26 protein-coding genes are annotated in these 21,589 nt (G+C 58.2%); 24 read left to right on the forward strand and 2 right to left on the reverse strand.

Annotated features, from left to right (window positions below; translation table 11 throughout):
• The first annotated feature begins 13 nt into the window (after positions 1 to 13).
• Genes VNZ60_RS23720 through VNZ60_RS23835 form a run of 24 tightly spaced genes read left to right on the forward strand, consistent with a single transcriptional unit; the run spans position 14 to position 20,520 of the window.
• Positions 14 to 802 (forward strand): flagellar biosynthetic protein FliR, encoded by a 789-nt coding sequence (locus VNZ60_RS23720; protein ID WP_325663626.1) that lies wholly within the window; start codon positions 14 to 16, stop codon positions 800 to 802.
• Positions 802 to 1,911: an EscU/YscU/HrcU family type III secretion system export apparatus switch protein gene (locus VNZ60_RS23725; RefSeq protein ID WP_325663628.1), complete on the forward strand. Its 1,110-nt coding sequence runs from the start codon at positions 802 to 804 to the stop codon at positions 1,909 to 1,911. Before VNZ60_RS23720 ends, VNZ60_RS23725 begins: the two co-directional genes overlap by 1 nt.
• The gene (gene flhA / locus VNZ60_RS23730) at positions 1,911 to 3,962 is read left to right on the forward strand and encodes a flagellar biosynthesis protein FlhA (RefSeq protein ID WP_325663630.1); all 2,052 of its coding nucleotides are present in this window, start codon (positions 1,911 to 1,913) and stop codon (positions 3,960 to 3,962) included. Before VNZ60_RS23725 ends, flhA begins: the two co-directional genes overlap by 1 nt.
• A gap of 40 nt (positions 3,963 to 4,002) precedes the next feature.
• Positions 4,003 to 4,755 (forward strand): flagellar hook-basal body protein, encoded by a 753-nt coding sequence (locus tag VNZ60_RS23735; RefSeq protein WP_325663631.1) that lies wholly within the window; start codon positions 4,003 to 4,005, stop codon positions 4,753 to 4,755.
• Between the two features lie 56 nt (positions 4,756 to 4,811).
• The gene (flgG, locus tag VNZ60_RS23740) at positions 4,812 to 5,609 is read left to right on the forward strand and encodes a flagellar basal-body rod protein FlgG (protein WP_325663632.1); all 798 of its coding nucleotides are present in this window, start codon (positions 4,812 to 4,814) and stop codon (positions 5,607 to 5,609) included.
• A gap of 10 nt (positions 5,610 to 5,619) precedes the next feature.
• Complete coding sequence (gene flgA, locus VNZ60_RS23745) at positions 5,620 to 6,636, forward strand: flagellar basal body P-ring formation chaperone FlgA (protein WP_325663633.1); 1,017 nt, start codon at positions 5,620 to 5,622, stop codon at positions 6,634 to 6,636.
• Positions 6,637 to 6,686: 50 nt separating this feature from the next.
• Complete coding sequence (locus VNZ60_RS23750; RefSeq protein ID WP_325663635.1) at positions 6,687 to 7,226, forward strand: flagellar basal body L-ring protein FlgH; 540 nt, start codon at positions 6,687 to 6,689, stop codon at positions 7,224 to 7,226.
• Between the two features lie 2 nt (positions 7,227 to 7,228).
• Positions 7,229 to 8,368, forward strand: coding sequence for a flagellar basal body P-ring protein FlgI (locus VNZ60_RS23755; RefSeq protein WP_325663637.1), 1,140 nt, complete (start codon positions 7,229 to 7,231; stop codon positions 8,366 to 8,368).
• Positions 8,369 to 8,395: 27 nt separating this feature from the next.
• Complete coding sequence (gene flgB, locus VNZ60_RS23760; RefSeq protein WP_325663639.1) at positions 8,396 to 8,779, forward strand: flagellar basal body rod protein FlgB; 384 nt, start codon at positions 8,396 to 8,398, stop codon at positions 8,777 to 8,779.
• Between the two features lie 9 nt (positions 8,780 to 8,788).
• Complete coding sequence (gene flgC / locus VNZ60_RS23765) at positions 8,789 to 9,238, forward strand: flagellar basal body rod protein FlgC (RefSeq protein WP_325663640.1); 450 nt, start codon at positions 8,789 to 8,791, stop codon at positions 9,236 to 9,238.
• A gap of 2 nt (positions 9,239 to 9,240) precedes the next feature.
• Positions 9,241 to 9,543, forward strand: a complete 303-nt coding sequence (fliE, locus tag VNZ60_RS23770) for a flagellar hook-basal body complex protein FliE (RefSeq protein ID WP_325663642.1) — start codon at positions 9,241 to 9,243, stop codon at positions 9,541 to 9,543.
• 53 nt (positions 9,544 to 9,596) lie between these two features.
• The gene (fliF, locus tag VNZ60_RS23775; RefSeq protein ID WP_325663644.1) at positions 9,597 to 11,084 is read left to right on the forward strand and encodes a flagellar basal-body MS-ring/collar protein FliF; all 1,488 of its coding nucleotides are present in this window, start codon (positions 9,597 to 9,599) and stop codon (positions 11,082 to 11,084) included.
• On the forward strand, positions 11,081 to 11,749 hold the full coding sequence (locus VNZ60_RS23780) for a hypothetical protein (RefSeq protein WP_325663646.1): 669 nt from the start codon (positions 11,081 to 11,083) through the stop codon (positions 11,747 to 11,749). Before fliF ends, VNZ60_RS23780 begins: the two co-directional genes overlap by 4 nt.
• On the forward strand, positions 11,746 to 12,609 hold the full coding sequence (locus VNZ60_RS23785; RefSeq protein ID WP_325663648.1) for a FliH/SctL family protein: 864 nt from the start codon (positions 11,746 to 11,748) through the stop codon (positions 12,607 to 12,609). Before VNZ60_RS23780 ends, VNZ60_RS23785 begins: the two co-directional genes overlap by 4 nt.
• Positions 12,606 to 13,952, forward strand: a complete 1,347-nt coding sequence (locus VNZ60_RS23790) for a FliI/YscN family ATPase (RefSeq protein WP_325663650.1) — start codon at positions 12,606 to 12,608, stop codon at positions 13,950 to 13,952. The genes VNZ60_RS23785 and VNZ60_RS23790 overlap by 4 nt, the downstream gene beginning before the upstream one ends.
• Complete coding sequence (locus tag VNZ60_RS23795) at positions 13,949 to 14,467, forward strand: hypothetical protein (RefSeq protein WP_325663652.1); 519 nt, start codon at positions 13,949 to 13,951, stop codon at positions 14,465 to 14,467. The genes VNZ60_RS23790 and VNZ60_RS23795 overlap by 4 nt, the downstream gene beginning before the upstream one ends.
• A complete protein-coding gene (locus tag VNZ60_RS23800) occupies positions 14,464 to 15,321 on the forward strand; it encodes a hypothetical protein (RefSeq protein WP_325663654.1) in 858 nt (285 codons plus the stop codon). The genes VNZ60_RS23795 and VNZ60_RS23800 overlap by 4 nt, the downstream gene beginning before the upstream one ends.
• Positions 15,321 to 15,716 carry a flagellar hook assembly protein FlgD gene (locus VNZ60_RS23805; RefSeq protein WP_211473817.1) on the forward strand — a complete coding sequence of 132 codons (396 nt, stop codon included), beginning with the start codon at positions 15,321 to 15,323 and terminating at the stop codon, positions 15,714 to 15,716. The genes VNZ60_RS23800 and VNZ60_RS23805 overlap by 1 nt, the downstream gene beginning before the upstream one ends.
• A gap of 36 nt (positions 15,717 to 15,752) precedes the next feature.
• A complete protein-coding gene (locus tag VNZ60_RS23810) occupies positions 15,753 to 17,006 on the forward strand; it encodes a flagellar hook protein FlgE (protein WP_325663657.1) in 1,254 nt (417 codons plus the stop codon).
• A gap of 3 nt (positions 17,007 to 17,009) precedes the next feature.
• Positions 17,010 to 17,957 carry a FliM/FliN family flagellar motor switch protein gene (locus tag VNZ60_RS23815; protein ID WP_325663659.1) on the forward strand — a complete coding sequence of 316 codons (948 nt, stop codon included), beginning with the start codon at positions 17,010 to 17,012 and terminating at the stop codon, positions 17,955 to 17,957.
• A gap of 27 nt (positions 17,958 to 17,984) precedes the next feature.
• Positions 17,985 to 18,323, forward strand: coding sequence for a FliM/FliN family flagellar motor switch protein (locus tag VNZ60_RS23820; protein WP_325663660.1), 339 nt, complete (start codon positions 17,985 to 17,987; stop codon positions 18,321 to 18,323).
• A 6-nt stretch (positions 18,324 to 18,329) separates the two neighbouring features.
• On the forward strand, positions 18,330 to 18,821 hold the full coding sequence (locus VNZ60_RS23825; protein ID WP_325663662.1) for a flagellar biosynthetic protein FliO: 492 nt from the start codon (positions 18,330 to 18,332) through the stop codon (positions 18,819 to 18,821).
• Between the two features lie 26 nt (positions 18,822 to 18,847).
• Positions 18,848 to 19,687 (forward strand): flagellar type III secretion system pore protein FliP, encoded by an 840-nt coding sequence (gene fliP, locus VNZ60_RS23830; protein WP_325663676.1) that lies wholly within the window; start codon positions 18,848 to 18,850, stop codon positions 19,685 to 19,687.
• 17 nt (positions 19,688 to 19,704) lie between these two features.
• Positions 19,705 to 20,520: a sigma-70 family RNA polymerase sigma factor gene (locus VNZ60_RS23835; RefSeq protein ID WP_325663664.1), complete on the forward strand. Its 816-nt coding sequence runs from the start codon at positions 19,705 to 19,707 to the stop codon at positions 20,518 to 20,520.
• Between the two features lie 68 nt (positions 20,521 to 20,588).
• Here the strand turns inward: VNZ60_RS23835 and VNZ60_RS23840 are convergent, their stop codons facing one another.
• Both VNZ60_RS23840 and VNZ60_RS23845 read right to left on the reverse strand, forming a co-directional pair.
• The gene (locus tag VNZ60_RS23840; protein ID WP_325663666.1) at positions 20,589 to 20,963 is read right to left on the reverse strand and encodes a hypothetical protein; all 375 of its coding nucleotides are present in this window, start codon (positions 20,961 to 20,963) and stop codon (positions 20,589 to 20,591) included.
• Between the two features lie 34 nt (positions 20,964 to 20,997).
• A complete protein-coding gene (locus VNZ60_RS23845; protein ID WP_325663668.1) occupies positions 20,998 to 21,579 on the reverse strand; it encodes a tetratricopeptide repeat protein in 582 nt (193 codons plus the stop codon).
• Positions 21,580 to 21,589 lie beyond the last annotated feature (10 nt).

The raw sequence follows: 21,589 nt of genomic DNA on the forward strand, positions 1-21,589 counted from the left end.
TTGGGGAAAGTATATGGAGCCCCAAAATGCGTTGTTCGTCGATATCTCCTGGCTCCTCACCGTTTTTCTGCTGTCAATCAGACTTGCTGCGGTGTTTCTGATGACTCCCGTCATGTATGTCTTCTCCATGCCTGCCACGGTGCGCGTGTTCCTGGTGATTGCTCTTGCCGTTGCGTTGACCATCGGCTTTCCCGATATCCGTGTTTCAGCCGCACTTGGCGCCGGAGAATTGCTGCAAGCGGCTTTGACGGAAATGATCCTTGGCACGACCCTAGCTTTGGGGCTGATGTTGGGATTCGCCGCATTTTCCGTAGGCGGCGCATTGCTTGATGTGCAGATCGGCTATGGCATTGCCCAAGTATTCGATCCAGTCAGCCGGCGCCAGCTTCCAATTCTCACCAGTGCTTTCAATCAACTGGCAGTAGTGGTGTTCTTTGCCCTTAACGGTCATCACGCTTTGTTGCGCGGCTTTGCCTATAGCTTGGAGCGCTTTCCGCCTGGGCGCACCTGGTCCTTGGCGAATGCCGCCGGTCCGATCTTCAAGCAGGTTGCTGCCATGTTCAGCTTGGGTTTTGCTTTGGTTGCTCCTGTGGTGTTTTGCATCTTTCTGGTGGAGCTTGGCTTGGGCGTGCTGGCGCGCAATCTGCCGCAGATGAATATGTTTGCTATGGGGATCCCGGTCAAGATTGTAGTCGGCTTGACCGCATTGTCGCTATGGATGACCGGTGCCGGCAGCGTCACCTCGCGCATCTATGCATCGATTTTTCAAACCTGGAGCGACATTTTTGGGGGCACCCAATAATGGCTGAACAGGATCTCGACCGCAACGAGGCCGCGACGCAGTACAAGCTCAACGAAGCGCGGAAGCGCGGGCAGGTTTCCAAAAGCCCGGACGTTATTTCTGCGATTGTGTTTGCCGTCGCCGTGGTCTACGTTAACTGGCAGGGTTGGGAAAATTTCCGCGATCAGTTTCGTTTCGACCAAGCGCTGTTCAATCTGGCCGGGCGCGTGGACGCCAGTCCTGCCGTCCTGTGGCAGCTGATTTCGCATGGGCTGACCAGCAGCCTGACCTTGCTGATGCCATTTTTTGCAACCATCATGCTGGCGGCGATTGTCGGTAACTTGATTCAGATCGGGCCGGTATTTTCTACCAAACCGCTCGGCCCCGACTGGGATAAGGTGAATCCGGCAAACGGCTTCAAGCGCCTGTTTTCACTGCGTACCTTGTTTGACGGCGCCAAGGCGTGTGTCAAACTGACCCTGCTCGTCTGGGTGGTCTACCGTGCGCTAAAGAGCCTGGCGCCGCAGTTCTTCAATCTGGCGGGATACTCGCCGCAGGGCTATATCCGCACTTTGCTCGGCGATATGACGTCGATTGGCATGAAGCTTATCCTGATGATGGGGATTATCGCTGTCTGCGACTGGCTCTACACCAGGCATGAGTTCTCCAAGAAAATGCGCATGAGCCGGCGCGACTTGCGCGACGAATCCAAGCACCGCGATGGCGATCCGCGGATTCGTGCGCGTCTGCGCGAGCTCCGGAATGAAATGCTCAAGCGCAGCCTGGCTCTGAGCAAAACGGGTGATGCCGACGTTCTGATTACCAATCCCACGCATCTGGCGGTAGCGCTGCGCTACACCCATGGCGAAATGTCTTCACCGCAAATGGTTTCCAAGGGCGCTGGACTGATCGCCGCAGCGATGCGCAAGATTGCCGCAGAAAACAGGATCCCGGTGGTGCAGAACCGTACCTTGGCGCGCAAATTATTCCATGAGGTAGGTGTCGATCAGCAAGTGCCGCCGGCGCTGTATGCCGACGTCGCGCGCATTATCGTCTGGGTGTTCGCGATGCGTCAGGCGCGCGAAAGCGGCGGCCAGCCAGTGCCGGCTGCGGCTGGAGGAAAGGTTTGATGGAAATGCTACGGCGATTCTTTGGCAAGCATAGTGATATCGTTATGGTGGTGCTGGTGCTGGGCGTGTTGGTGGTGCTGTTCGTGCCGATTCCCGCCGGCCTGCTCGATTTTCTGATACTGACCAATTTCAGCTTTGCCTTCCTGATCCTGCTGCTGACATTTTATATGGCGCGGCCGGTGGAGTTTTCCACCTTTCCGTCCTTGCTACTGATTGCAACCTTGTTCAGGCTGTCGCTCAATGTGGCAGCCACGCGTCTCATCTTGTCCAACGGCGACGCCGGCAAGGTGATCTCCGCCATCGGCTCCTACGTGGTGGGCGGTAACTACGTGATCGGCCTGATCGTGTTCTTCATCCTGATTGTGGTCCAATACGTGGTGATCACCAACGGCGCCCAGCGTGTGTCAGAGGTGGCGGCACGCTTTACGCTGGACAGCATGCCGGGCCAGCAGATGAGCATTGACGCCGACCTGAACATGGGCTTCATCGATCAGGCGGAAGCCCAGCTGCGCCGTAAGAACGTGAGCAAGGAAGCCGGCTTCTACGGCGCGATGGACGGCGCCAGCAAATTCGTCAAGGGCGATGCGATTGCCGGCATCATCATTTTGTTGATTGATATCGTCGGCGGCCTTGTGATCGGCGTCATGCAGCATGGCATGCCATGGGCGCAGGCTTTGCAGACTTACACGCTGCTGACCATCGGCGACGGCATTGTCACCCAGGTGCCGGCGCTGGTGATTGCGCTTGGCACCGGCATTATCGTTACCCGTTCTGCTTCGGACGCCAATCTCAGCCAGGAGGTTGCACGGCAGATGACGTCCTTTCCGAAAACACTGCTGATCGTGGCGGCTGCGCAAGTCGGTCTGCTGCTGATGCCTGGCATTCCGGCCGTACCTGTGCTGGCCCTGGGGTCATGCGTACTGATTGCCGCCTGGTTTGCATTCCGCGCTGCGAAAGCAAAAGCGGTACCTGAAGCGACCGCCGGCAATGCCGAAGATGCGATTGCGGCCAGTGAAGATGACCCCTATGCCTTGTTGAAAGTGGAACCGATCGAAGTGAATATCGGGCGCCATTGGGTGCCGCTGGCCAACCAGGCCGGTAGCCTGTTCATGGAGCGCATTGCGACTTTCCGCAAGCAGCATGCACAGGAATTCGGGATGGTGCTGCCGCGGGTCCGCTTTAGGGATACGTCGCGGCTGGGCGCGGATCAGTACGAAATCCATCTTGATGGTGTATTAGCGGCGCGCGGCGAAGCGCGAGCCGACCGCCTGCTGGCGATACATCCCGGCGGCGACGTCAAAGCCATTCCGGGCGAGGAGACGCGCGATCCTACTTATGGCTTGCCGGCGTTGTGGATTGATGAGTCGCAACGTTCTGCAGCGCAGGCTGCCAAGTTTACCCTGGTCGATGCTCAAACTGTTTTCATGACACACCTGACCGAAGTGCTACGGCGCGAGTCTGCGACCTTGCTCACACGTGCTGAAACTGAACGGTTGCTGACCCGCGTACGGCAGGGACAACCAAGCCTGGTGGAAGACTTGATCCCCACGGTACTGGCCATCAGCGATGTCCAGAAAGTGCTGCAGAACCTGCTGCGGGAAAAAGTCAGTATCCGTCACGTAGAAGCCATCCTGGAGACGCTGAACGATGCCGGCCGCACCAGCAAGGACAGTCATTACCTTACCGAAGCGGTGCGACATCGTCTTGGCCAGGCGATTTGCCAGGGGCTGGTCGGTGACGCCAATGCACTGCATGTGATGACGCTAGATCCGGCGATAGAGAGCCAGTTCATGCACAGCATTCATTCCGCCAACGGGCAGCAGCCATTTGTGCTGGAGCCGAAGCTGGCCGAACAGTTCATTTCCCGTCTGGTGCAACAGGCTGAACGCATGATGAAAAGCAATCTGCTGCCGGTACTGTTGTGTTCGCCCGAACTGCGGCGCCATATCCGCATGCTGTCTGAGCGTGTGGTGCCGCATTTGCGGGTGTTGTCCATGACCGAAATACCGCTTTCGATTGAACTCAAATCGTACAGCGTGGTGACTTTGTGAGTGTACTTTTATCAATCCCTGACTGGCTTGAAAGATAGAAATGGAAGAATTACTGGGAGTAGCTCTGCAGAGTATGCAGCAAGACATGGCCAGGGTCGACCGCGTTGCCATGAACTTGAGTAATGCCTTGACCCCGGCATACAAGCGCGAAGTTGCGGTGGTGCGCGCTCAGTCAGCGGGGCGCGGACCTTCGTTTGCGCGCATGTGGGATGCCGGCATGGCAGAGACCATGGGACGTGAGCTGTCCGCAAGCCAGGTCGAGGTGCTGTCGGACACGCGATCCGGCACGTTGAAATCGACCGGACAGAATCTCGACCTGGCGATTGCCGGATCTGGTTACTTCGAGGTGCAGACAGACAATGGCACGGCCTATACCCGGCAAGGCAATTTCCGCATGGATGGGCGCGGACGCCTGGTGACGGCGCAAGGCTATCCAGTCATGGGCAAGGGCGGGGATATCTATCTGAATACCTCGCAACCGTCTATCGACGCGGCGGGCAACATTGTTGAAAACAAGCTGCCGGTGGCGCAGTTGAAGATTGTCCAGTTCGATAAGCCGGCAAGCTTGCGTCGTCTTGGGGATGGTCTGGTGGCGGCGGGCGATGGCATGACGCAGTTGCAGGACGCCGAAATACAGATCAAGCAAGGTTATCTGGAGAACGCCAATGTCAGCTCGATGCGGGAAATGGTCGAACTGACGCAGACCATGCGCCATTTTGAATCCATGCAAAAAGTGGCACAGGGCTATGACGAAATGTTGGGGACGGCGATTCGCAAACTGGGCGACATGTGACGGCTAAGTCGTGATGAAGTGGATTAACAACAATCAAAGTTTGAGTGAGGGATTTTATGCTTGATGCTCTTTATATCGGCGCTACCGGAATGCAGGCGCAACAGCTGAACGTCGATACGATCGCTAATAATCTGGCCAACGTGAATACCACCGGTTTCAAGAAGGCACGGATCAGCTTTGCCGACCTGATGATGATAGGCACCCGCCAGCTGGCCATGTCCAAAGGTCCGGACGGCGACGGCGCGCTTCTGGGCGGTGCCTCGCCGCTGGGCTCCGGCGTAGGGATCGCCAATCTTTCAAAAATGTTTGATGTGGGCGATATCAAGAAGACGGATTCTGCGCTCGACGTTGCGATTCAGGGCGACGGCTTCCTGGAGGTGACGATGCCCGACGGCTCTCGTGCCTATACCCGTGGCGGCACCCTGAAGGTGAACGCAGACGGCATGCTGTCTACCCAGGCCGGATATCCCCTTAGTCCAGGGATCACGGTGCCTGACAACGCGCAGAACATGGTGATCAATCCGACCGGCCGTATAGCTGTTCAGGTGCCTGGCCAATCGACCCCGATCGAGGCCGGCAAGCTTGAGCTGGTGCGCTTTGCCAGCCCAGGCTTGCTGAGCGCGCAAGGCGACAATCTGTACCGCACCACCGAGTCGTCCGGGGAGCCGATTACCGGCAGAGCCGCAGAAGGTAGCGTCGGCGTACTGCAACAGGGGTTCCTGGAAGGGTCGAACGTCAAGATGGTTGAAGAAATGGTGAACCTGATGGTGGCGCAGCGCGCCTACGAGGCCAGCGTGAAAGTGGTGCAGGCATCGGATGAGATGCTTGGCATGGTCAATAACCTGCGTAAGTAAATTCAGCAACATGTCCATCCAAGCGTTCTTTCGGCGTCCAGTGCTGCAGGCTATGGTTGGCGTGCTGCTGGCTGCTGCCGGGAATGTTTCATACGCCCAGCCGGACGCAAAAAAATGGCCGGTGAAGATTGAATTGCGCGCGAAAGTGCAGGTAAGGCACGCGCAAGTGACCTTGGGCGACGTGGCGAACCTGAGCACAGGAGATCTGGCGACTTTGTCTCAATGGATGAGTCTGCCGCTGGGCACGGCGCCGCGTGCCGGCAATATGGCCAGCTTGGAACGCGGCGAGCTTGAGCGCTGGGTCCGCTCGCGCCAGCTGACACAAGGGCTTGCAGTTTGGAGTGGCGCCGAGCGCGTTGAGATATACGCATCCGAGCAAACGCTCGCAGGTGAGAAAGTGGTGGAAAGCGCCCGTGAAGAATTGTCGCGCTGGCTGCAATCACGCGTGGCGCGCAGCGAGATAAGCGAAGTCAGCGAAGCACACGACATTTCTTTGCCTCAGGGGCAAATCGAATTGCGCGTGCGGCCTTTGCCTGACGGCAGGCCGCCTAGCCATCGCATGTTGCTGTGGGTCGATATCTGGATCGACAGCGCTTTCAGCCGTTCGATTCCGGTGAGTTTTGAAGTGCGCGCATATCAGGAAGGCTATGTCGCATCGCAGGATCTGATGAGCGGCAGTTTGGTCAATCCTGCCAGTTTTGAGCGGCGCGAGGTGGATATTGCGGATGCTCCCCATGGAAACGCGTTGTCCGTCAGGAACCCGACCGACAACGCGCTCTGGCGCGTGCGTCGCAGCGTCAACAAAGGAGATCTTGTATTGCGTTCGCAGGTCGAGGCGGCGCCGGCGGTCACCCGCGGTGAGCAGATTACCTTGCGCACGCGCACCGGGCTGGTGTCGCTGGAGGGGCGTGTCGAGGCCTTGCAGGACGGTTATCAAGGCCAGATGGTAAGGGTAAAGGCGGCAGCGGCAACCAATTCGGTCACGGCGCGCGTTGCCGGCCCTGGGATGGTGGAGATCACAGAGTGATGAGGAAAAATATGTGCGGTTTCGGTTCAAGGTTCCTGTTTGGCTGTCTCATGCTGGCCTGTGTGCCAGCATTGGCGGAGAGTCTGTATCAGGAAAATTCATATCGCCCTTTGGCCGGTGATAACAAGGCGTTTCGTGTCGGTGACGTGGTGACGGTGCAAGTGCTGGAAAATTCCAGCGCGTCGACCAATGCAGACACTACCACTCGGCGCAAAAACGGCATCAACGCCGACTTGACGTTGAGCCGCAATCTTCCGATTAACGGCAACCTGAATATCGGCGGTGATTTTGACGGCGGCGGACGGACCCAGCGCACCAGCAGATTGCTGGCGCAGCTGACGGTCGCCGTGACCGAGATCATGGAGAACGGCGACTTGCGTCTCGCCGGTGAACAATCGCTGCTGGTGAATGGCGAAAAACAGAACGTTAAGCTCGAGGGACGAGTGCGGCCACTGGATATTTCCGACGGTAATGTAGTTATTTCAAGCCGCCTGAGCGAAGCCAGGATTACCTATGTTGGCGATGGCGATTTGTCGGATCGGCAACGGCGCAGCTGGTGGCGCGGTGTGGTTGACTGGGTGGGATTCTGACGATGAAACGCTCCTGTTTTTCCGTTGGCATTACCTCCGCCCTAGCCGCAATCTTGTTGCTGACCGGCTGCCCCTCGTCCTGGGCGCTGGATTCGATCCGGGTAAAGGATCTTGGACGCATGCGCGGCTGGCGCGATAACGCACTGGTTGGCTATGGCGTGGTGACTGGCCTGGCCGGTACCGGCGATTCACCGACCAATCGCACCACCCGGCAAGCGTTGGCGAATGTGTTTTCTCAGTTCAACCTGACGGTGGCGCCGGAACAGATACAAAGTCGTAACGTTGCAGTCGTCATGGTAACTGCCGCGCTGCCGACCTTTGCCCGGGAAGGCGATACGCTGGATATCGCAGTGACTTCGGCTGGCGATGCCCGCAGCCTGGTCGGCGGCAGTCTTTTGATGACGCCGCTCAAGGCCGCCAATGGTCGCGTATATGCCCTGGCGCAAGGGCCGTTGTCAGTCGGCGGCTATCGTTACGACGCCAACGGCAACGTAGTCCAGAAAAACCATCCTACCGTCGGCTCGGTGCCTTCGGGTGCCACGGTTGAGGTCGGCGTCACAGCGCAAATGGTGAATGCCGAGCAGAACGTAACTTTCATCCTGGCTGAGCCGGACTACACGACAGCGAACCGGATTGCCGCCGCCATCAACCAGCAGCTGGGTTCGGGGCTGGCCAAGGCGCGCGATGCGGCGGGCATCGAAATTTACGTGCCGGACGCCAAGCGCGAACAATTGGTCAGCTATATGACGCAAATTGAAAACGTCATGGTCGAACCGGATCGGCGCGCTAAGGTAGTAATCAATGAGCGCACCGGAACGGTTGTTTCCGGCGGCGATGTGCGGATTTCGAAAGTCGCCATTTCCCATGGCGACCTGAAAATTTCCATCGCCACGCAAAACACCGCCTCGCAGCCGTTTTTCATCGGCCGCGGCGGCGCCGACATACGCACCGCGATCGTCACCAACAGCCGGGTCGACGTCGAGGAGCAAAACGGCCCGGGATATGTGGCGCCGACCAACGATACGGTAGCGGACCTGGTGGAATCGCTGGCCAAGCTCAAAACCAATACGCGCGACATCATTTCCATCCTGCGAGCCATCAAGGCAGCAGGCGCACTGCATGCAGAACTGGTAGTTCAATAAGTTGAGATAGATCGGGGAGAAATTGACATGACACAAGGACTGGAAAGCGTAACCACCGCAATTCTCGGTTTGGCGATGGATGCAGCGAGTCTGCGCCAGCAGGCAATTGCCGCCAATATCGCGAATGCGAATACGGCCGGCTATGTACCGCAAGGGGTCAACTTCGAGGCGCAACTGGAGGATGCGCGCCGCGGCCTGCGCACCGAGGGGCGCATAGATCCGTTTGCGATTGCAGGGGTCAAAGTGCAGATGCAAGCCTTGCAAGGCATCAGCGGGCAAGCGGGCCCGATTCAGCTGGATACCGAAGTCGCCGCTCTGGCCCAGAACACGATGCAGTACCAGGTCCTGGCAAAGGGGCTGAACAAGCATTTTGCGATCCTGGAAAGCGCATTCAGCGACGGCAAGCGATAGGAGAGATCAATGGATTACACACATACATTTGCCATCAGTGCAGCCGGCATGTCGGTCGAGCGCACCCGGGTCGACGTCGCCGCGCTCAACCTCGCCAACGCCCAGACGCTGCAGAGTGCGGACGGCAAAAGCTACCAGCCGCTGCAGGTCGTGGCCCGCACTGCCGGCAGCGACGCCGCATCGTTCAATTACCTGGTGAGCCGGGGCCTGCAAGGCGGCGCCGATTTTACCCAGAATCTGCCGGTAGCCAGCGTGGAAGCATCCAACGCCAGTCCGCGCCAAGTGTACGAACCGGGCCATCCGTTCGCTAATGCGCAAGGCTTCATTTCCTACCCGGGGGTGGATCCGGCCAAGGAAATGGTGTCGCTGATGACGGCGATGCGCTCCTATGAAGCCAACGTGGCGGCGATGAACGCCGCCCGCACGATGGCGCTGAAGGCTTTGGATATCGGAGGATGAGCATGAGTCTCGAAAGTATTGCCAGCATTGCCAACGTTTCAATCGTCGACCCGGCGTTCGGCTCGATGGCCGCAGCGCAGCAGCAGGCTGGTTTCAGTCAGATGGTGAGCAAGGGACTGGGCGAGGTTAACCAGAAACTGCTGTCGACCCAGACCGATTTGCAGCAGCTGGCGGTGGGCGACGTACAGAACCTGCATCAGGTGATGATCAACCTGGAAGAGGCTCGCATGTCCTTCCAGCTGCTGATGCAGGTGCGCAATCGTGTGCTGGAAGCCTATCAGGATGTCATGAAAATGTCGGTGTGAGATGAAAGAATCGATGAGAACTTACAGAAGTTGTGTGACGGCAGGAGCGAATCGTGATTGAGACGTTCTGGAAAGACTTAGGCCGCTCCGCCCGCATCGGACTGGTTACCGGTGTATTGCTGATACTTGCCTTCCTGGCGTTGACGGTCTGGTCGTTGCGGACCGAATATCAGGTGCTGTTTTCCGACCTGGCGCCGCAAGATGCGGCAGCAATGGTGGCCGAACTGGACAAGATGAAAGTTCCTTACAAGCTGGGCGACAGCGGATCGTCGATTCTGGTCGACCAGCACACGGTGCATCAGACGCGTCTGAAATTGATGAGCAAAGAATTGCCCCTGCACGGAACAGTCGGCTTTGAACTGTTCAACAATACCGATTTCGGCATGACCGAATTTGCGCAGAAAATCAATTATCAGCGCGCCCTGCAAGGCGAGATTACACGCACGATCTTGTCGCTATCGGAAATCCAGGCCGCGCGCGTCCACCTGGCCTTGCCCGAGGAAGGCTTGTTCAAGCGCAGCAACAATGCGCCTACCGCCTCGATTACCCTGACCATGAAAGAAGGAAAGGTGCTGCGCGCGGAGCAGGTAAGCGGCATCCAGCGCCTGGTTTCGGCTGCGGTACCAGGTATTGCAATCAGCGACGTCACGATTGTCGATCAGCACGGCGTGGCGTTGACCCATATGGCGCGCGGCGACGGTGAGGTCGAGACGACTGCGATCCGGCTGGAACTGAAGAAGGAAACCGAAAATTATTTGAGCCACAAAGCCAACGAAGTCCTTGAGCGCACTTTCGGTGCGGGCCAGGCGCTTGCCAGCGTGGACGTGACCTTGAATATGGACCAGGTGCGTACCACCACGGAAGACGTGGTGTCGCCGCCAGGACGCAACGGCCAGGTGCCGACCGGCGTCGTTGTCCGCGAACGCGAAGTGATGCGCGATAACGGTCCGCCGCTGGATACCAAGTTCTCCACCGGCGGCAGCGGCGGCTCGCAGCATGAGATCGAATATACGGTTGGCCGCAGGGTAGAGCAAGTGGTCGCCGTGCCCGGTTCGATTCGTCGGGTCCAGGTGGTTGCGGTGGTCCCGAAGTCCCTGGATGACGCCCAGGTCGAGCGTATCAAGAATGTCGTCGCGGCTGCCGTCGGCGCTTCGCGCGAACGGGGCGATACGGTCGTGGTTCAGCCTCTGAATGTCTTCAGCGCGGCGGATCACAAGCCTGCGGCTGACGCCGTGGCAGGCGCTGAAGAGCGTGCAGCGCGCGAAGCGCCTGAATCAACTGCGGTCGGCCAGGGCGGCGGTTTGCTTGATGGCATTGCCGGCGCTTCCGGCAAGACTAATCCTTTGGTGCTGGCGCTGTTTGCCTTGCTGTCGATTGCCGTGATAATGCTGGTGGTGGCTGCCCTGCTGTTTCGCCGCAAAGCGGCGCCTGCAACGGCTCCGCTATCCGACGAACAGCGGGAAGCGGTCCTGGCGCAGATACGTGGCTGGTTGCAAGAACCTGGCGTGGACAGCGGATCGCCTGCGCGAGGCAGAACGTGAGCGACCCGCTGAATTTCCGCCGTACCGCATTGTTGTTGCACGCGATGTCAGTGGCAGATCGCAACTGGATGCTGACCAGGCTCGGCGGCGCAGTGCAGACCGGCTTGAACGGTATGCTGGATGAGTTGGCTGCGCTAGGTATTCCTGCGGATCAGGACTTGCTCAGCCGCGCCGCGGAAAGTACCGCGCCGGCGCGCCATGCAGCGCTGCCTGCGACAAGCCTAGAGGAACTGGATATTGGCGATGCCGCCAAATTTTTGCGTGCCGATCCGCTGGCGCATGCTATTGCCAGCTTGAAGGATGCAACGCCGGCATCGTTAGCCCAGGTTCTGAAAGAAGAGCCGCCGGAGCTGATCGCGCGTCTGCTGGCATGTCACGCATGGAGCTGGCGCGAAGACTTGCTGGAGCAGCTTGGCCAGGCATCACGCTTACAGGTTGAGCGCTTCGCGCATGCGTTTTCCGGCAGCGGGCCGCGCCTGACGGAAGTCTTGCTTGATTCGCTGATCAGCCGCCTGAAAATTGCTCCAGCCAGCAAACAAGGAAGCAATTCCTCGCGCAAAAAAAATATCGGGTCCCGTACAGCGCCAACTAGCTGGTTCAAGAAAATCGAACATGCGTTCAAGCTCCATCGGCAATTTCCCAGCCTTAAGCGAGGCGCCAGATGACAGAGAAAGACCCTCTTTCGTCCAAAGTTCTGCATAAGCTTGAATTGCATCCTTTGCCACGGGTCTTGTCGCGTCCCGGCCGAACGCCTGAATCGAAAGAGCTTGCCAAGGCTACAGAACCACTGACGGCGGCGCCAGGAGCTGTGTTGCAGAAACCAGTGGCCGTCGTCTCCTCGAGTCTTTCACTGGTTGAAATCCAGGAGCGGGCGGCGCGCGAAGGCTACGAAAAGGGCTTGAGTCAGGCGCGTGAAGACGGCCACAGCATAGGTAAGGAAGAGGGCTTCCGCAGTGGCCGTGAGGAAGGCCTTGCCGCGGCAGAGAAAGAAAGCCTGCTGTCGGTGCAGCACGCAATCATCGCTGCCAAGGCGGTGCTGCACAAGCAGGAGCAGCAGCTGCTGCAACTGGCTCACAGTATTCCGGCGCAAATCGCCGCATGCCTGGCGTCTTCCGAAGACGACATGGTGGCCCTGGTGCATGAGTCGGTCTGCCGCATCGCCGGCAAGCTGGCGCTGTCCCCGGGTGGCGTTCGTCAGATCGTGTCGCAGGCCATGGCTCAGTTGCGCGCTAGCGAACAGATCGTCATACGCTTGCACCCGGCGGATTGCCTGCTGTTGACAGAGGCCTCGAAGGCGTCACCTCTACCTGGACGCGAAGTCTCCTACCTGCCGGATAACCAGGTTTCCTTGGGAGGATGCCTGATCGACTATCCGCAGGGAACCCTGGATGCGCGCCTGGAAACGCAACTCCGTCAGTTCACCGATCTGCTCTTGCATGTGCGCCAATCCGCTGCAGCGGCTGAAGCTGCGATAGTTGTGCCGCAACCGGCAGCGCCCGATCAGCAAGTGGGGGAGCCGGAGTGAGAACGGCCTATCTCGACACTGTGCGCGGCGCCGAGCTGGCCCGGAAAATGGGTTACGTGCGGCAGTTGAGCGGACTGGCTATCACTGCCAGCGGGCCGGATGTCGCCATTGGCGAGATTTGCCGGATTTTCCCGCGCGACGAGGCAGCTGGCGTGGGCAATGATGGCGTGTCTGGCGGTAAGAATGGTGTTTTGGCGGAAGTGGTCGCCATCAAGTCGGGACAAGTTACTTTGATGCCTTACGGCTCGGTGCAAGGCCTGGCGGCGGGATGTGAAGTCATCGCCGACGGCGCAAAGACCGAGATCGGCGTCGGCGACGCCTTGCTGGGGCGGGTTGTGGATTGCTTTGGCCATGCCATGGACGGCTGTGCCGATCCCGAAACCACTGCGCGCCGGAGCTTGAAGGGATTACCTATCAATCCGATGCAGCGGCCGCGCATCACAGAGGTGCTTGAAACCGGCATTCGCAGCATCGACAGCTTGTTGACGATAGGCCAGGGGCAACGGGTCGGCATTTTTTCCGGTAGCGGCGTTGGCAAGAGCACTTTGCTCGGCATGGTTGCGCGGCACGTCAAGGCCGACATCAATGTGATCGCGCTGATCGGCGAGCGCGGACGGGAGGTCCGCGAGTTCATTGACAAGCAATTGGGCGAGGAAGGTTTGCGGCGTTCGGTGGTAGTGGTGGCCACCTCGGACCAGCCGGCGTTGGCACGGGTGCGCGCCGCTTATGCCGCCGTTGCCATTGCTGAGCATTTCAGGGACGAAGGCAAGCAAGTTCTGCTGACCATGGACTCGATCACCCGATTTGCCATGGCCAGGCGCGAGATAGGCTTGTCGGCGGGTGAACCACCTACAGCGCGCGGCTATACGCCATCGGTGTTTGCCGAACTGCCGGAAATTTGCGAGCGTTGCGGCACGGCGCCATCCGGCGGTGCCATCACTGCCTTGCTGACCGTGCTGGTGGAGGGAGATGACCTGAACGAGCCGATCTCGGACAGCTTGCGCTCCATACTGGATGGCCATCTGGTTTTGACCAGGCAGCTGGCGCACCAAGGGCAGTATCCGGCGCTGGACGTCCTGAAGAGCGCCAGCCGCCTGATGCCTGATTTGACTACGCCGGAACAGCGCCAGCTGGCGTTGCATGCCATCAAGGTTCTCGCCTTGCTGGAGCGTAATCGCCAGATGGTGGACATCGGCGCCTACGAACGCGGCAGCAATCCAGAATTGGACCGCGCGTTGGCACTGGAGCCGGATCTGCTGCAATTCCTGCGCCAGAACCATGGCGGAGTGCGTCGTGAAGAAGCGCTGCGTACCTTGATGCAGGTGTTTGGGGCGACGCAATGAGCGGCGGCATGGCGACTGATCTGCGCGGCTTTGTGTATCCGCTGGCGTCGATACAGCAGCGCTATCAATGGCAGCTGGATATTTTGCAAGGGCAGCTGGGCGCTATACAGAACCAGATGCAGGCACAACAAGAACGCCTTGCCGAGATGAGGCGGCAAATGGCGCTGCAGACAGAGTGCATTGCAAAAGCCGTGTTGCAGCGTCTGAACCCGCTTGCACATCAGCGTTCGATTGCCTACCTGATGCAATGCAGTCAGCAGATCAAGGAGCAGGAAAAACACTTGGCCGCGCTGGAGGAGGAACGTCAACGGCTACGGCGGGAATGTATAGACCAGCAGCAGCGCCTGGAGCTGACGGAACAGCATCGCTTGGATTGTTTAAAGGAATACACAGAGCTTGAACAGATTCGCCAGAGCAATGAGGCTGATCGTGACTGGATTGCGCGCAGCGTCTGGAAAGAACGGCTGCACGCTCAGCCGCCAGTGAAGACGCCACAATTGGAGAGCAAAGTATGAGCATGATTTCAACCTCGCCGCTGTTTTCTGCCGCGCTGCGTGTACCACCAGATGGTGGGACAGAGAAGGGACAGCAGGATGTTGACGGCGGATCTCAGCAATCGGCCTGGCAACGGGAGATGGAACGTGCGCAGATGCAAAACTGGCTCAGGCATCCGGCCACAGAAGCAAAAGCGCATCAGCAGCCGAATATGCCAGATGTTGCCGCGCCGCTGGCGGCGGGCAGAGCTGGCGTGGCGCAGACGGTATTGGCGCACGACGCCTCAACGCATAGTGCGATGACCGTGGCATCTGCAGCTGCAGCCCAACTGCCGAGCCCGGACACGAAGACTCAGGTGCAAATGGCAAGTGCCGCTAAATCTGCGATGACGGCTGCTGATGGGCATGCATTGGGCCAGGATCTGCTGCAGCAGCTGAAGCTGAACTTGAACCTGCCGACGCTAAGCGAAGCCGTGTCGGAGCCTCACCTGGATACCGTGGCGTGCGATCCGCGGGAAATGGTTTCTGCCGGGACGCCGGGCGCCGTTGCCGCTGAAGAGACGCGCCAACTGCTGCGCATTCACGCGCATTGGCAGGGGCAGGACATGCAGCTGTGGCTGGGCGTCGACGGCCAGAACGAACTACTGCCGGGACAGCTTGCGCAGATCGTGCGCGAATCGCAATCCTGGCTTGCCTCGCAAGGGGCGCGGCTACTGTCCGTGGTCTGTAACGGCCAGGCGATTTATACAGCGCCTGGCGTAAGTCCGGCAGTAACAGAAAAAACTGCAGCAGCGGTACTCGCACGCACGCAACCGAGTCGTCCATCGTTTGCTGGACATTTCCCTTATTCTTATATTGATTCGCAGGAGGCATGATGGCTATCGACGCAGTCGGCGGTTCCAGTAACTTGCAAGCTAATGGATTGAACATGCAGGATTTCCTGAAGGTGCTGCTGACCCAGCTTACCTACCAGGATCCTCTGAAGCCAATGGACAACCAGCAGTTCATGGCGCAAATGGCGCAGTTCACCACTTTGCAGCAAAGCCAGCAGCTTAACAGCAAGATAGATCAGCTGATTTCAACCCAGTCGTCGCTGCAGTCGGTAGGGCTGATCGGCCGTACGGTGGATATCAACACTACCAGCGGCGCCGTCACCGGCACCGTGAAAGCGCTGGCCTTGAGTGGCGATACGCCGCAATTGACCATTCAAACGACAGCAGGGGCGACACTGGCGAACATCAGCCTATCGCAGATCGTCACAGTACGCTGAGCGTCGAACGCGCCGCATTTCTAAAAGGAATACATCATGCTTGAATCGATCTATCTTGGTATGACCGGATTGCTGGGTTACTCCCAAGGCTTGAAGGTCATCGCCAATAACACTGCGAACATGAACACGCCGGGGTTCAAGGGATCGGCCCTGCAATTTTCCGATCTGTTTTACTCCAACGGTAACCTCGGCAGCGGTAGCGGCGGCAGAAACTATGGGCAGGTCGGCTATGGCCTGGATACCAAAGGCACTACCTTCAATTTTCGCCAGGGAGAGCTAAGGCAAACCAGCAACGATCTGGATGCCGCGATTGACGGCCTTGGGCTATTTAATCTGAAGGACGACGCCGGCAATATCCATTACACGCGCGCCGGCCAGTTTCAATTCAATGCAGACGGCGTGCTGATCAACCGAAGCGACAATGCCAAGGTCATGGGCCTTGACGCCAATGGCGCATTGGCGGAAATCAGCCTGTCCGGCTTGAAGACACATGCCGGTGCGGTGACCACGACGATCAAGTTCAGCGGCAATCTTTCCAGCAGTACGACCGACCAGACGGTCAAGGGTATCACCGTGATCGACGCCGCCGACGGCGAGCATGCACTGACCCTGAACTTTACCGGCTTCACCGGCAACACTCCGGGTACGCCGCCAACGCCTGGCATCCCGACTATTCCGACTATTCCGAGCACGCCATCTACACCGGGTTTCTGGAATGTCACACTGATGGACGGCATCACGACGGTCGGCACCGGGATGATCCGTTTTCAGGATGGCAAGCCGGACCCGTCCACAGCCAAGATATCGATGACTTACAAAGCGAAGAATCTGGCGCCGATTCCGCTGACTTTCGATTTCAGTGGCGACGTCACTTCGTTTGCCGGCGGCACCCTGTCCACACTGGCGGTGGCATCGCAAGACGGCTACGGTCCGGGCGCCATGAGCAAGGCCACTTTCGATACCGCCGGCAACCTGGTGCTGACCTATTCAAACGGCCAGACCAGTAAGGCGGCTCGCCTGGCGTTGAGCCGTTTCGATTCGCTGGATGCGGTGACCGCTGTCGGCAATAACCAGTTTGCCGCCAGCGGCACGCAAGCTTGGCAGCTTGGACAGGCGGGCGACGGCGGATTCGGCGCGGTGCGGGCAGGGCAGATCGAGATATCCAATGTCGACTTGTCGCAAGAGTTTAGCGATCTGGTGGTGATGCAGCGCGGCTATCAGTCCTCGTCGCAAGTCATCACGACCGCCAATGAAATGTTGCAGGAGCTGTTCTCGATGAAGGGTAAATAATCAATGCAGGCCGTCAACAATACGATGCAGGCTGGCGTGGCCGCCGGTCAGACATTCCGCACCATACACTGGTGGCCGGAAGCGGATCTGGTGCGGCTGGTGCAAACTCTCGATGTTGCAAGAGCGCGCTGGCGTTCCGCCTGGCTGGACCAACTTCCACCTCATGCGAAAGACGAAGTCGTCACGGATATTGTCTGCATCCTGGCGCATCAGGCTGATACGCAGCCGGGCGCCGGCAGCTGGCAGCCGCTGTTCGCAGAAAATGAAGACGGCGATTCCCAGGTATGGTTTGACGCCAGCCAGGTTTCCGGCGAAGCGCTGTCGGCAGTACTGCTGAAGATGACGGCGCCGCAATCGCTGTCGGCAAAAGGTGCACCGGGCTTGGTGGCGGAACTGGTGCAGGCGGCATGGCAAGACTGCATCAAGGCATTGCGCAGCGCCCTCGGAAACGCTTCGGTTCTATACCCGGAATCCGGCAAGCAACTGCCATTCGGTACAGGCGATTGCGTCGGCGAGGCATTGCCTGCCCGTCATATGTCGGCGTGGTCGGGGGCTGTGCGCGTCTCGCTGCCATGGTGCGGCTTGCAACTGGCGTTGCATATCGGACCTGGGCGGGTTAGCAGCTTGCTGGGGGCGGATAAGAAGGAGGCGTCGCCAGCAGCGCCTGCGGCTAGCAATCCTTTGGTGCCGCTGCACAAAGCACTCAGCCAGCAGGAAACCAGCTTGCGGCTGGAGCTGTCGGCGGTTGAACTGGATCTGGGAAGCCTGCAAGCGCTGGTGGTGGGGGATGTCATACCGCTGCCGCACAAACTGGAACAGCCACTGGCCGTCAATGGCGAGGACGGCAAGCTTCTGTGCGGAGCTTTTCTGGGGCAGCAGCGAGGGATGCGTGCGATTGAACTGGTCCGCGCCAATGCCGGCGAATTCCCACCGGCTGCGCCTGCCCTTTAATTTTAATGACAATACGATATGAACAAAATGAGTGAATCTTTCGCAAACCATCAACCTGTTGCCCAGGTCATTACATTGAACGAGCTAAATAATGCTGACCGTTCTTCGGAACCAAAGATAGTAGAAACGCTTAACCCTCTGCATCAGATCAAGGCGCGTCTCAGCGTCTGCGTCGGCGAAGCCGTGATGACGGTCGGGGAACTGTTGGGCGCCCGAGAAAACCAGGTGATCAAGCTCGACCGCCAAGTTGAACAGGCGGTCGATCTGCTGCTGGAAGGGCGGGTTGTGGCGCGTGGACAGCTGGTTGCAGTGGGCGACCATTTTGCCGTGCGCATCACCGAATTGCCGATCCCGCTGAAGGCGTAATGCAGAATGCCTGATCAGATTGTGGGTTGCTTTTTAAAAGGCGGTCGCTTTGCCGCGGTGGCTGCGACGTGTTCTACCGTTGGTCTGTTGCCGAGCTTCGCGTTGGCGCAAGCCAGGGCTGCAGTTCCTGCCAGCACTTTGCCGTTCAAGCAGGATGCTGCTGGTGTTGATTTTTCGACTGGTGGTGGCGTATTGCTCAGCCTGTTGTTATTCGCCCTGCTGCTGTGCTGTCTCTACGCTGCTTGGCGCCGCAAGGGCGGTGAAACAAAAAAATCTCCTTGGCTGGCCTGGTTGCCTGTACCCCCCGCAAGCGGCGAACTCAAGGTGGTCGCGAGCGCCCGCCTGGCGGGACGTACTTCGATTCACATCATCGAATGGGAGGGCGGCAAGCTGCTGGTTTCCTGCGGCGAGCAAGGCGTGGTGCGCCTGGCCGGCATGCCCCCAGGCGTCGACGCCAAAGCATTTACCCAGGAGCCTGCGGCGGGGGGGCTTTCTTGATACCGCAATCTGTTTACTCTCTGGCTATGCGTATTTGCGCCGTCATTTTGTTGTGTGGCGCCTTTGGTTCGGCGCAGGCGGACACCGGCGCAACACAGCATGGTTTTACCATTGCAGACTCGCTGTCCGGCTCTAAAACAGCGGCTCCGGCATCTAAACCGAGCTCTGCTTCGAAAGGGAGTGCGGCAACCCCCGGCGTCGAAATTCGATTCAACGGCGGCGCTGCCGGAAAATCCGACGACACCGCGCTAGCGATACGCGTGGTTGTCGGCATGACCTTGTTGGCCGTGTTGCCGGCCTTGCTGATGTCGGTGACGGCATTTATGCGCATCATCATCGTATTGTCGATGGTGCGTCATGCAATCGGCATGCAAGAGACGCCACCGAATACGGTGCTGATCGGACTAGCCTTGTTCTTGACGATGATTACCATGTCGCCGGTATTGCAAAAAGTGAATGAGGATGCCTTCCAACCGTTCATGCAAGGAAGTCTTTCGATGGAAGCTACTTACGAAAAAGGCATTCTTCCGATTCGTGAGTTTATGGTGCGGCAGACGCGTGAGCAGGATCTCGCACTGATGGTGGAATTATCAAAAGCTAAAGCCCCGCGCAATATGGACGACATCAGCAATGTGCAACTGATCCCCGCTTTTATGCTGTCGGAATTGCGCGCGGCATTCCAGATTGGTTTTGTCATTTTTCTGCCGTTTTTACTGATCGATCTAATTGTTTCCAGCATCCTGATGGCATTGGGCATGATGATGATGCCACCTACTACCATTGCGTTGCCGCTCAAGATTCTGATGTTCGTGTTGATTGACGGCTGGAGCCTGATTTTGAAGGCGCTCGTTGGTTCGTTTCACTGAGATAGCCGGTCATCGCCGTGAGTAATTCGCGCCCGTTTGCTAGCCATCTGCAATTTCAGGAAGTTGAAATTGCCGGAACACTGATGGAAAATAGCGAAGAATCCTTGCTGTGGCAACGCTGGCGCGAGCACGGCGACAGTGCCGCGCGTGAGCGCTTGGCCTGTCACTATATTCCTTACGCACGGACCGTAGCTGCTTCATACTACGCGAAACGGTTTCACGACGAAATCGAGTTTGCAGAGTATCTGCAACTTGCATCAGTCGGCATGATGGAGGCATTGGATCGGTATGATCCGGATCTCGGCGCCCAGTTCAAAACGTATGCCGCGCGCAGGATGCACGGCGCGATTCTCAACGGGCTGGAACATCTTACCGATAAGCAACAACAAATTGCCGTTCGTCAGCGATTGTTGCGTGAGCGGCTAGACGCGGTCAAAAACCTGGATCAAGACGCAGCGGCCCAAACAACAGGAAAAACTTCGGCAGAGCTGTTCCGGGATCTGGCACAAGTGGGCGTTGGACTGGCGCTGACTTGGCTATTGGCGGATACCGGCATGATTGACGATAGCGCTGAGGCCGCGGTCGAGGCGATGCCAGTTTATCGCGGTTTGGAGCTCAGGCAGTTGCAGCAACATGTACGTGCGCTGGTACGCGATCTTTCGGATCAGGAGCGGCTGGTGATTCAGCGCCATTATCTGCAGGGAATGCCGTTCGATGAAATCGCCGGATCTCTCCAACTCAGCAAGGGGCGTATTGCGCAGATCCATCGCAAGGCATTGCGTTCTTTACGCGACACCTTGCGCGAGCAAAAGACCAGCGATGTCTTTTGGTGAGTTTTTAGAAGCAGGTATGTACAAATATTTTGAGAGCTGCTAAGAAGTTTGGCAGGGGCCTGCGCCAACTATTTTTTCAGCGGCGCCAACAACAATTTAGCCGCCTGAGAAACCGCTAAAGCTAGCCCCGGATCGCTTTCCATCTGCAGCTGCACATCTTCGACCATCTGATAAAAAGCCGGATCGTTGATCAGATCACCTCCCAATTCGGCAAGTAGTACCGATTCCAGAAAAATCCTGAAAGCCTTGCGCTCACGCTGCGGGTCGTCCGGATCGATGACCTTTACCCGCTGGGCGATGAGGGCTGCGATATCGCGTTCGTCCTGAAGCTTGCCATGTTTTGACTGGCTTTTGGAGGCGGTAGAACCGGACGGCTTGCGCAGCGATGCTACCTGGCTACGGATCAGGGCGGCTATCTCCGCCGTGGCGTTAATCGAGGTCATCTGACATTCCTTCTTCTAATTGACTGGAAACAAATCAATGAAGTCGGCTTTGATTGTAGTTGGATAACAGGAAGTGGTTATCACCAGGCTCTTCCTGGGCTGGCATTTTTTCGGTCGCCGGCGCCTGCGTTCCACGCGTCCGATGAATTTCCGCGATCAACAGCTGGATATTGCCATTCAGGGCGGGATTCGTTGTGTTGGCAGCGATACCTTGCTCGAAATAATGCTGGGCGTCGTCGAAGGCGTCCTGCATAAGCTTTGCATAGCCGAGCACAAACAGCTTCAACGGATCGGTGTCGGGCAATTCCAGCAGCGCTTGCCATGTCACCAAAGCGATAGCCGGGCGTGCGGTGACGAATTGGAGTACTCCCAATTCGAAGCGCGCGATGGAAAAGTCAGGCGCGAGTATCACGGCTCGGGCGTACGCTGCTTCCGCTTCGGTCATTCTCTCCAGTTGCGCCAGTTCTGCACCCATCAGGAAATGCGGCAACGGCGATCCCGGTTCTGCCTGGCTCGCTTGCTGGAATAGGCTGAGCGCGGTGTCGCTATCTTTGGCCTGGCTGGCGCTGATGGCCTGCTGCATCAATGGAGGGAGATTGTCAGGGAAGGATTGCATAAGGCTTCTC

This window comes from Collimonas sp. (genome assembly GCF_035566375.1).
Taxonomy (GTDB): Bacteria; Pseudomonadota; Gammaproteobacteria; order Burkholderiales; family Burkholderiaceae_D; genus Collimonas.

Coding starts and splice junctions, on each gene's coding strand:
- fliE (WP_325663642.1), top strand. CDS start 9,241: ATGAGTCTCGAAAGTATTGCCAGCATTGCCAACGTTTCAATCGTCGAC.
- fliP (WP_325663676.1), top strand. CDS start 18,848: ATGCGTATTTGCGCCGTCATTTTGTTGTGTGGCGCCTTTGGTTCGGCG.
- VNZ60_RS23755 (WP_325663637.1), top strand. CDS start 7,229: ATGAAACGCTCCTGTTTTTCCGTTGGCATTACCTCCGCCCTAGCCGCA.
- VNZ60_RS23825 (WP_325663662.1), top strand. CDS start 18,330: ATGCCTGATCAGATTGTGGGTTGCTTTTTAAAAGGCGGTCGCTTTGCC.
- flgB (WP_325663639.1), top strand. CDS start 8,396: ATGACACAAGGACTGGAAAGCGTAACCACCGCAATTCTCGGTTTGGCG.
- VNZ60_RS23800 (WP_325663654.1), top strand. CDS start 14,464: ATGAGCATGATTTCAACCTCGCCGCTGTTTTCTGCCGCGCTGCGTGTA.
- VNZ60_RS23720 (WP_325663626.1), top strand. CDS start 14: ATGGAGCCCCAAAATGCGTTGTTCGTCGATATCTCCTGGCTCCTCACC.
- VNZ60_RS23785 (WP_325663648.1), top strand. CDS start 11,746: ATGACAGAGAAAGACCCTCTTTCGTCCAAAGTTCTGCATAAGCTTGAA.
- VNZ60_RS23750 (WP_325663635.1), top strand. CDS start 6,687: ATGCTGGCCTGTGTGCCAGCATTGGCGGAGAGTCTGTATCAGGAAAAT.
- flgA (WP_325663633.1), top strand. CDS start 5,620: ATGTCCATCCAAGCGTTCTTTCGGCGTCCAGTGCTGCAGGCTATGGTT.
- VNZ60_RS23725 (WP_325663628.1), top strand. CDS start 802: ATGGCTGAACAGGATCTCGACCGCAACGAGGCCGCGACGCAGTACAAG.
- VNZ60_RS23810 (WP_325663657.1), top strand. CDS start 15,753: ATGCTTGAATCGATCTATCTTGGTATGACCGGATTGCTGGGTTACTCC.
- flhA (WP_325663630.1), top strand. CDS start 1,911: ATGGAAATGCTACGGCGATTCTTTGGCAAGCATAGTGATATCGTTATG.
- VNZ60_RS23795 (WP_325663652.1), top strand. CDS start 13,949: ATGAGCGGCGGCATGGCGACTGATCTGCGCGGCTTTGTGTATCCGCTG.
- VNZ60_RS23815 (WP_325663659.1), top strand. CDS start 17,010: ATGCAGGCCGTCAACAATACGATGCAGGCTGGCGTGGCCGCCGGTCAG.
- VNZ60_RS23805 (WP_211473817.1), top strand. CDS start 15,321: ATGGCTATCGACGCAGTCGGCGGTTCCAGTAACTTGCAAGCTAATGGA.
- VNZ60_RS23735 (WP_325663631.1), top strand. CDS start 4,003: ATGGAAGAATTACTGGGAGTAGCTCTGCAGAGTATGCAGCAAGACATG.
- flgG (WP_325663632.1), top strand. CDS start 4,812: ATGCTTGATGCTCTTTATATCGGCGCTACCGGAATGCAGGCGCAACAG.
- VNZ60_RS23840 (WP_325663666.1), bottom strand. CDS start 20,963: ATGACCTCGATTAACGCCACGGCGGAGATAGCCGCCCTGATCCGTAGC.
- flgC (WP_325663640.1), top strand. CDS start 8,789: ATGGATTACACACATACATTTGCCATCAGTGCAGCCGGCATGTCGGTC.
- VNZ60_RS23820 (WP_325663660.1), top strand. CDS start 17,985: ATGAGTGAATCTTTCGCAAACCATCAACCTGTTGCCCAGGTCATTACA.
- VNZ60_RS23845 (WP_325663668.1), bottom strand. CDS start 21,579: ATGCAATCCTTCCCTGACAATCTCCCTCCATTGATGCAGCAGGCCATC.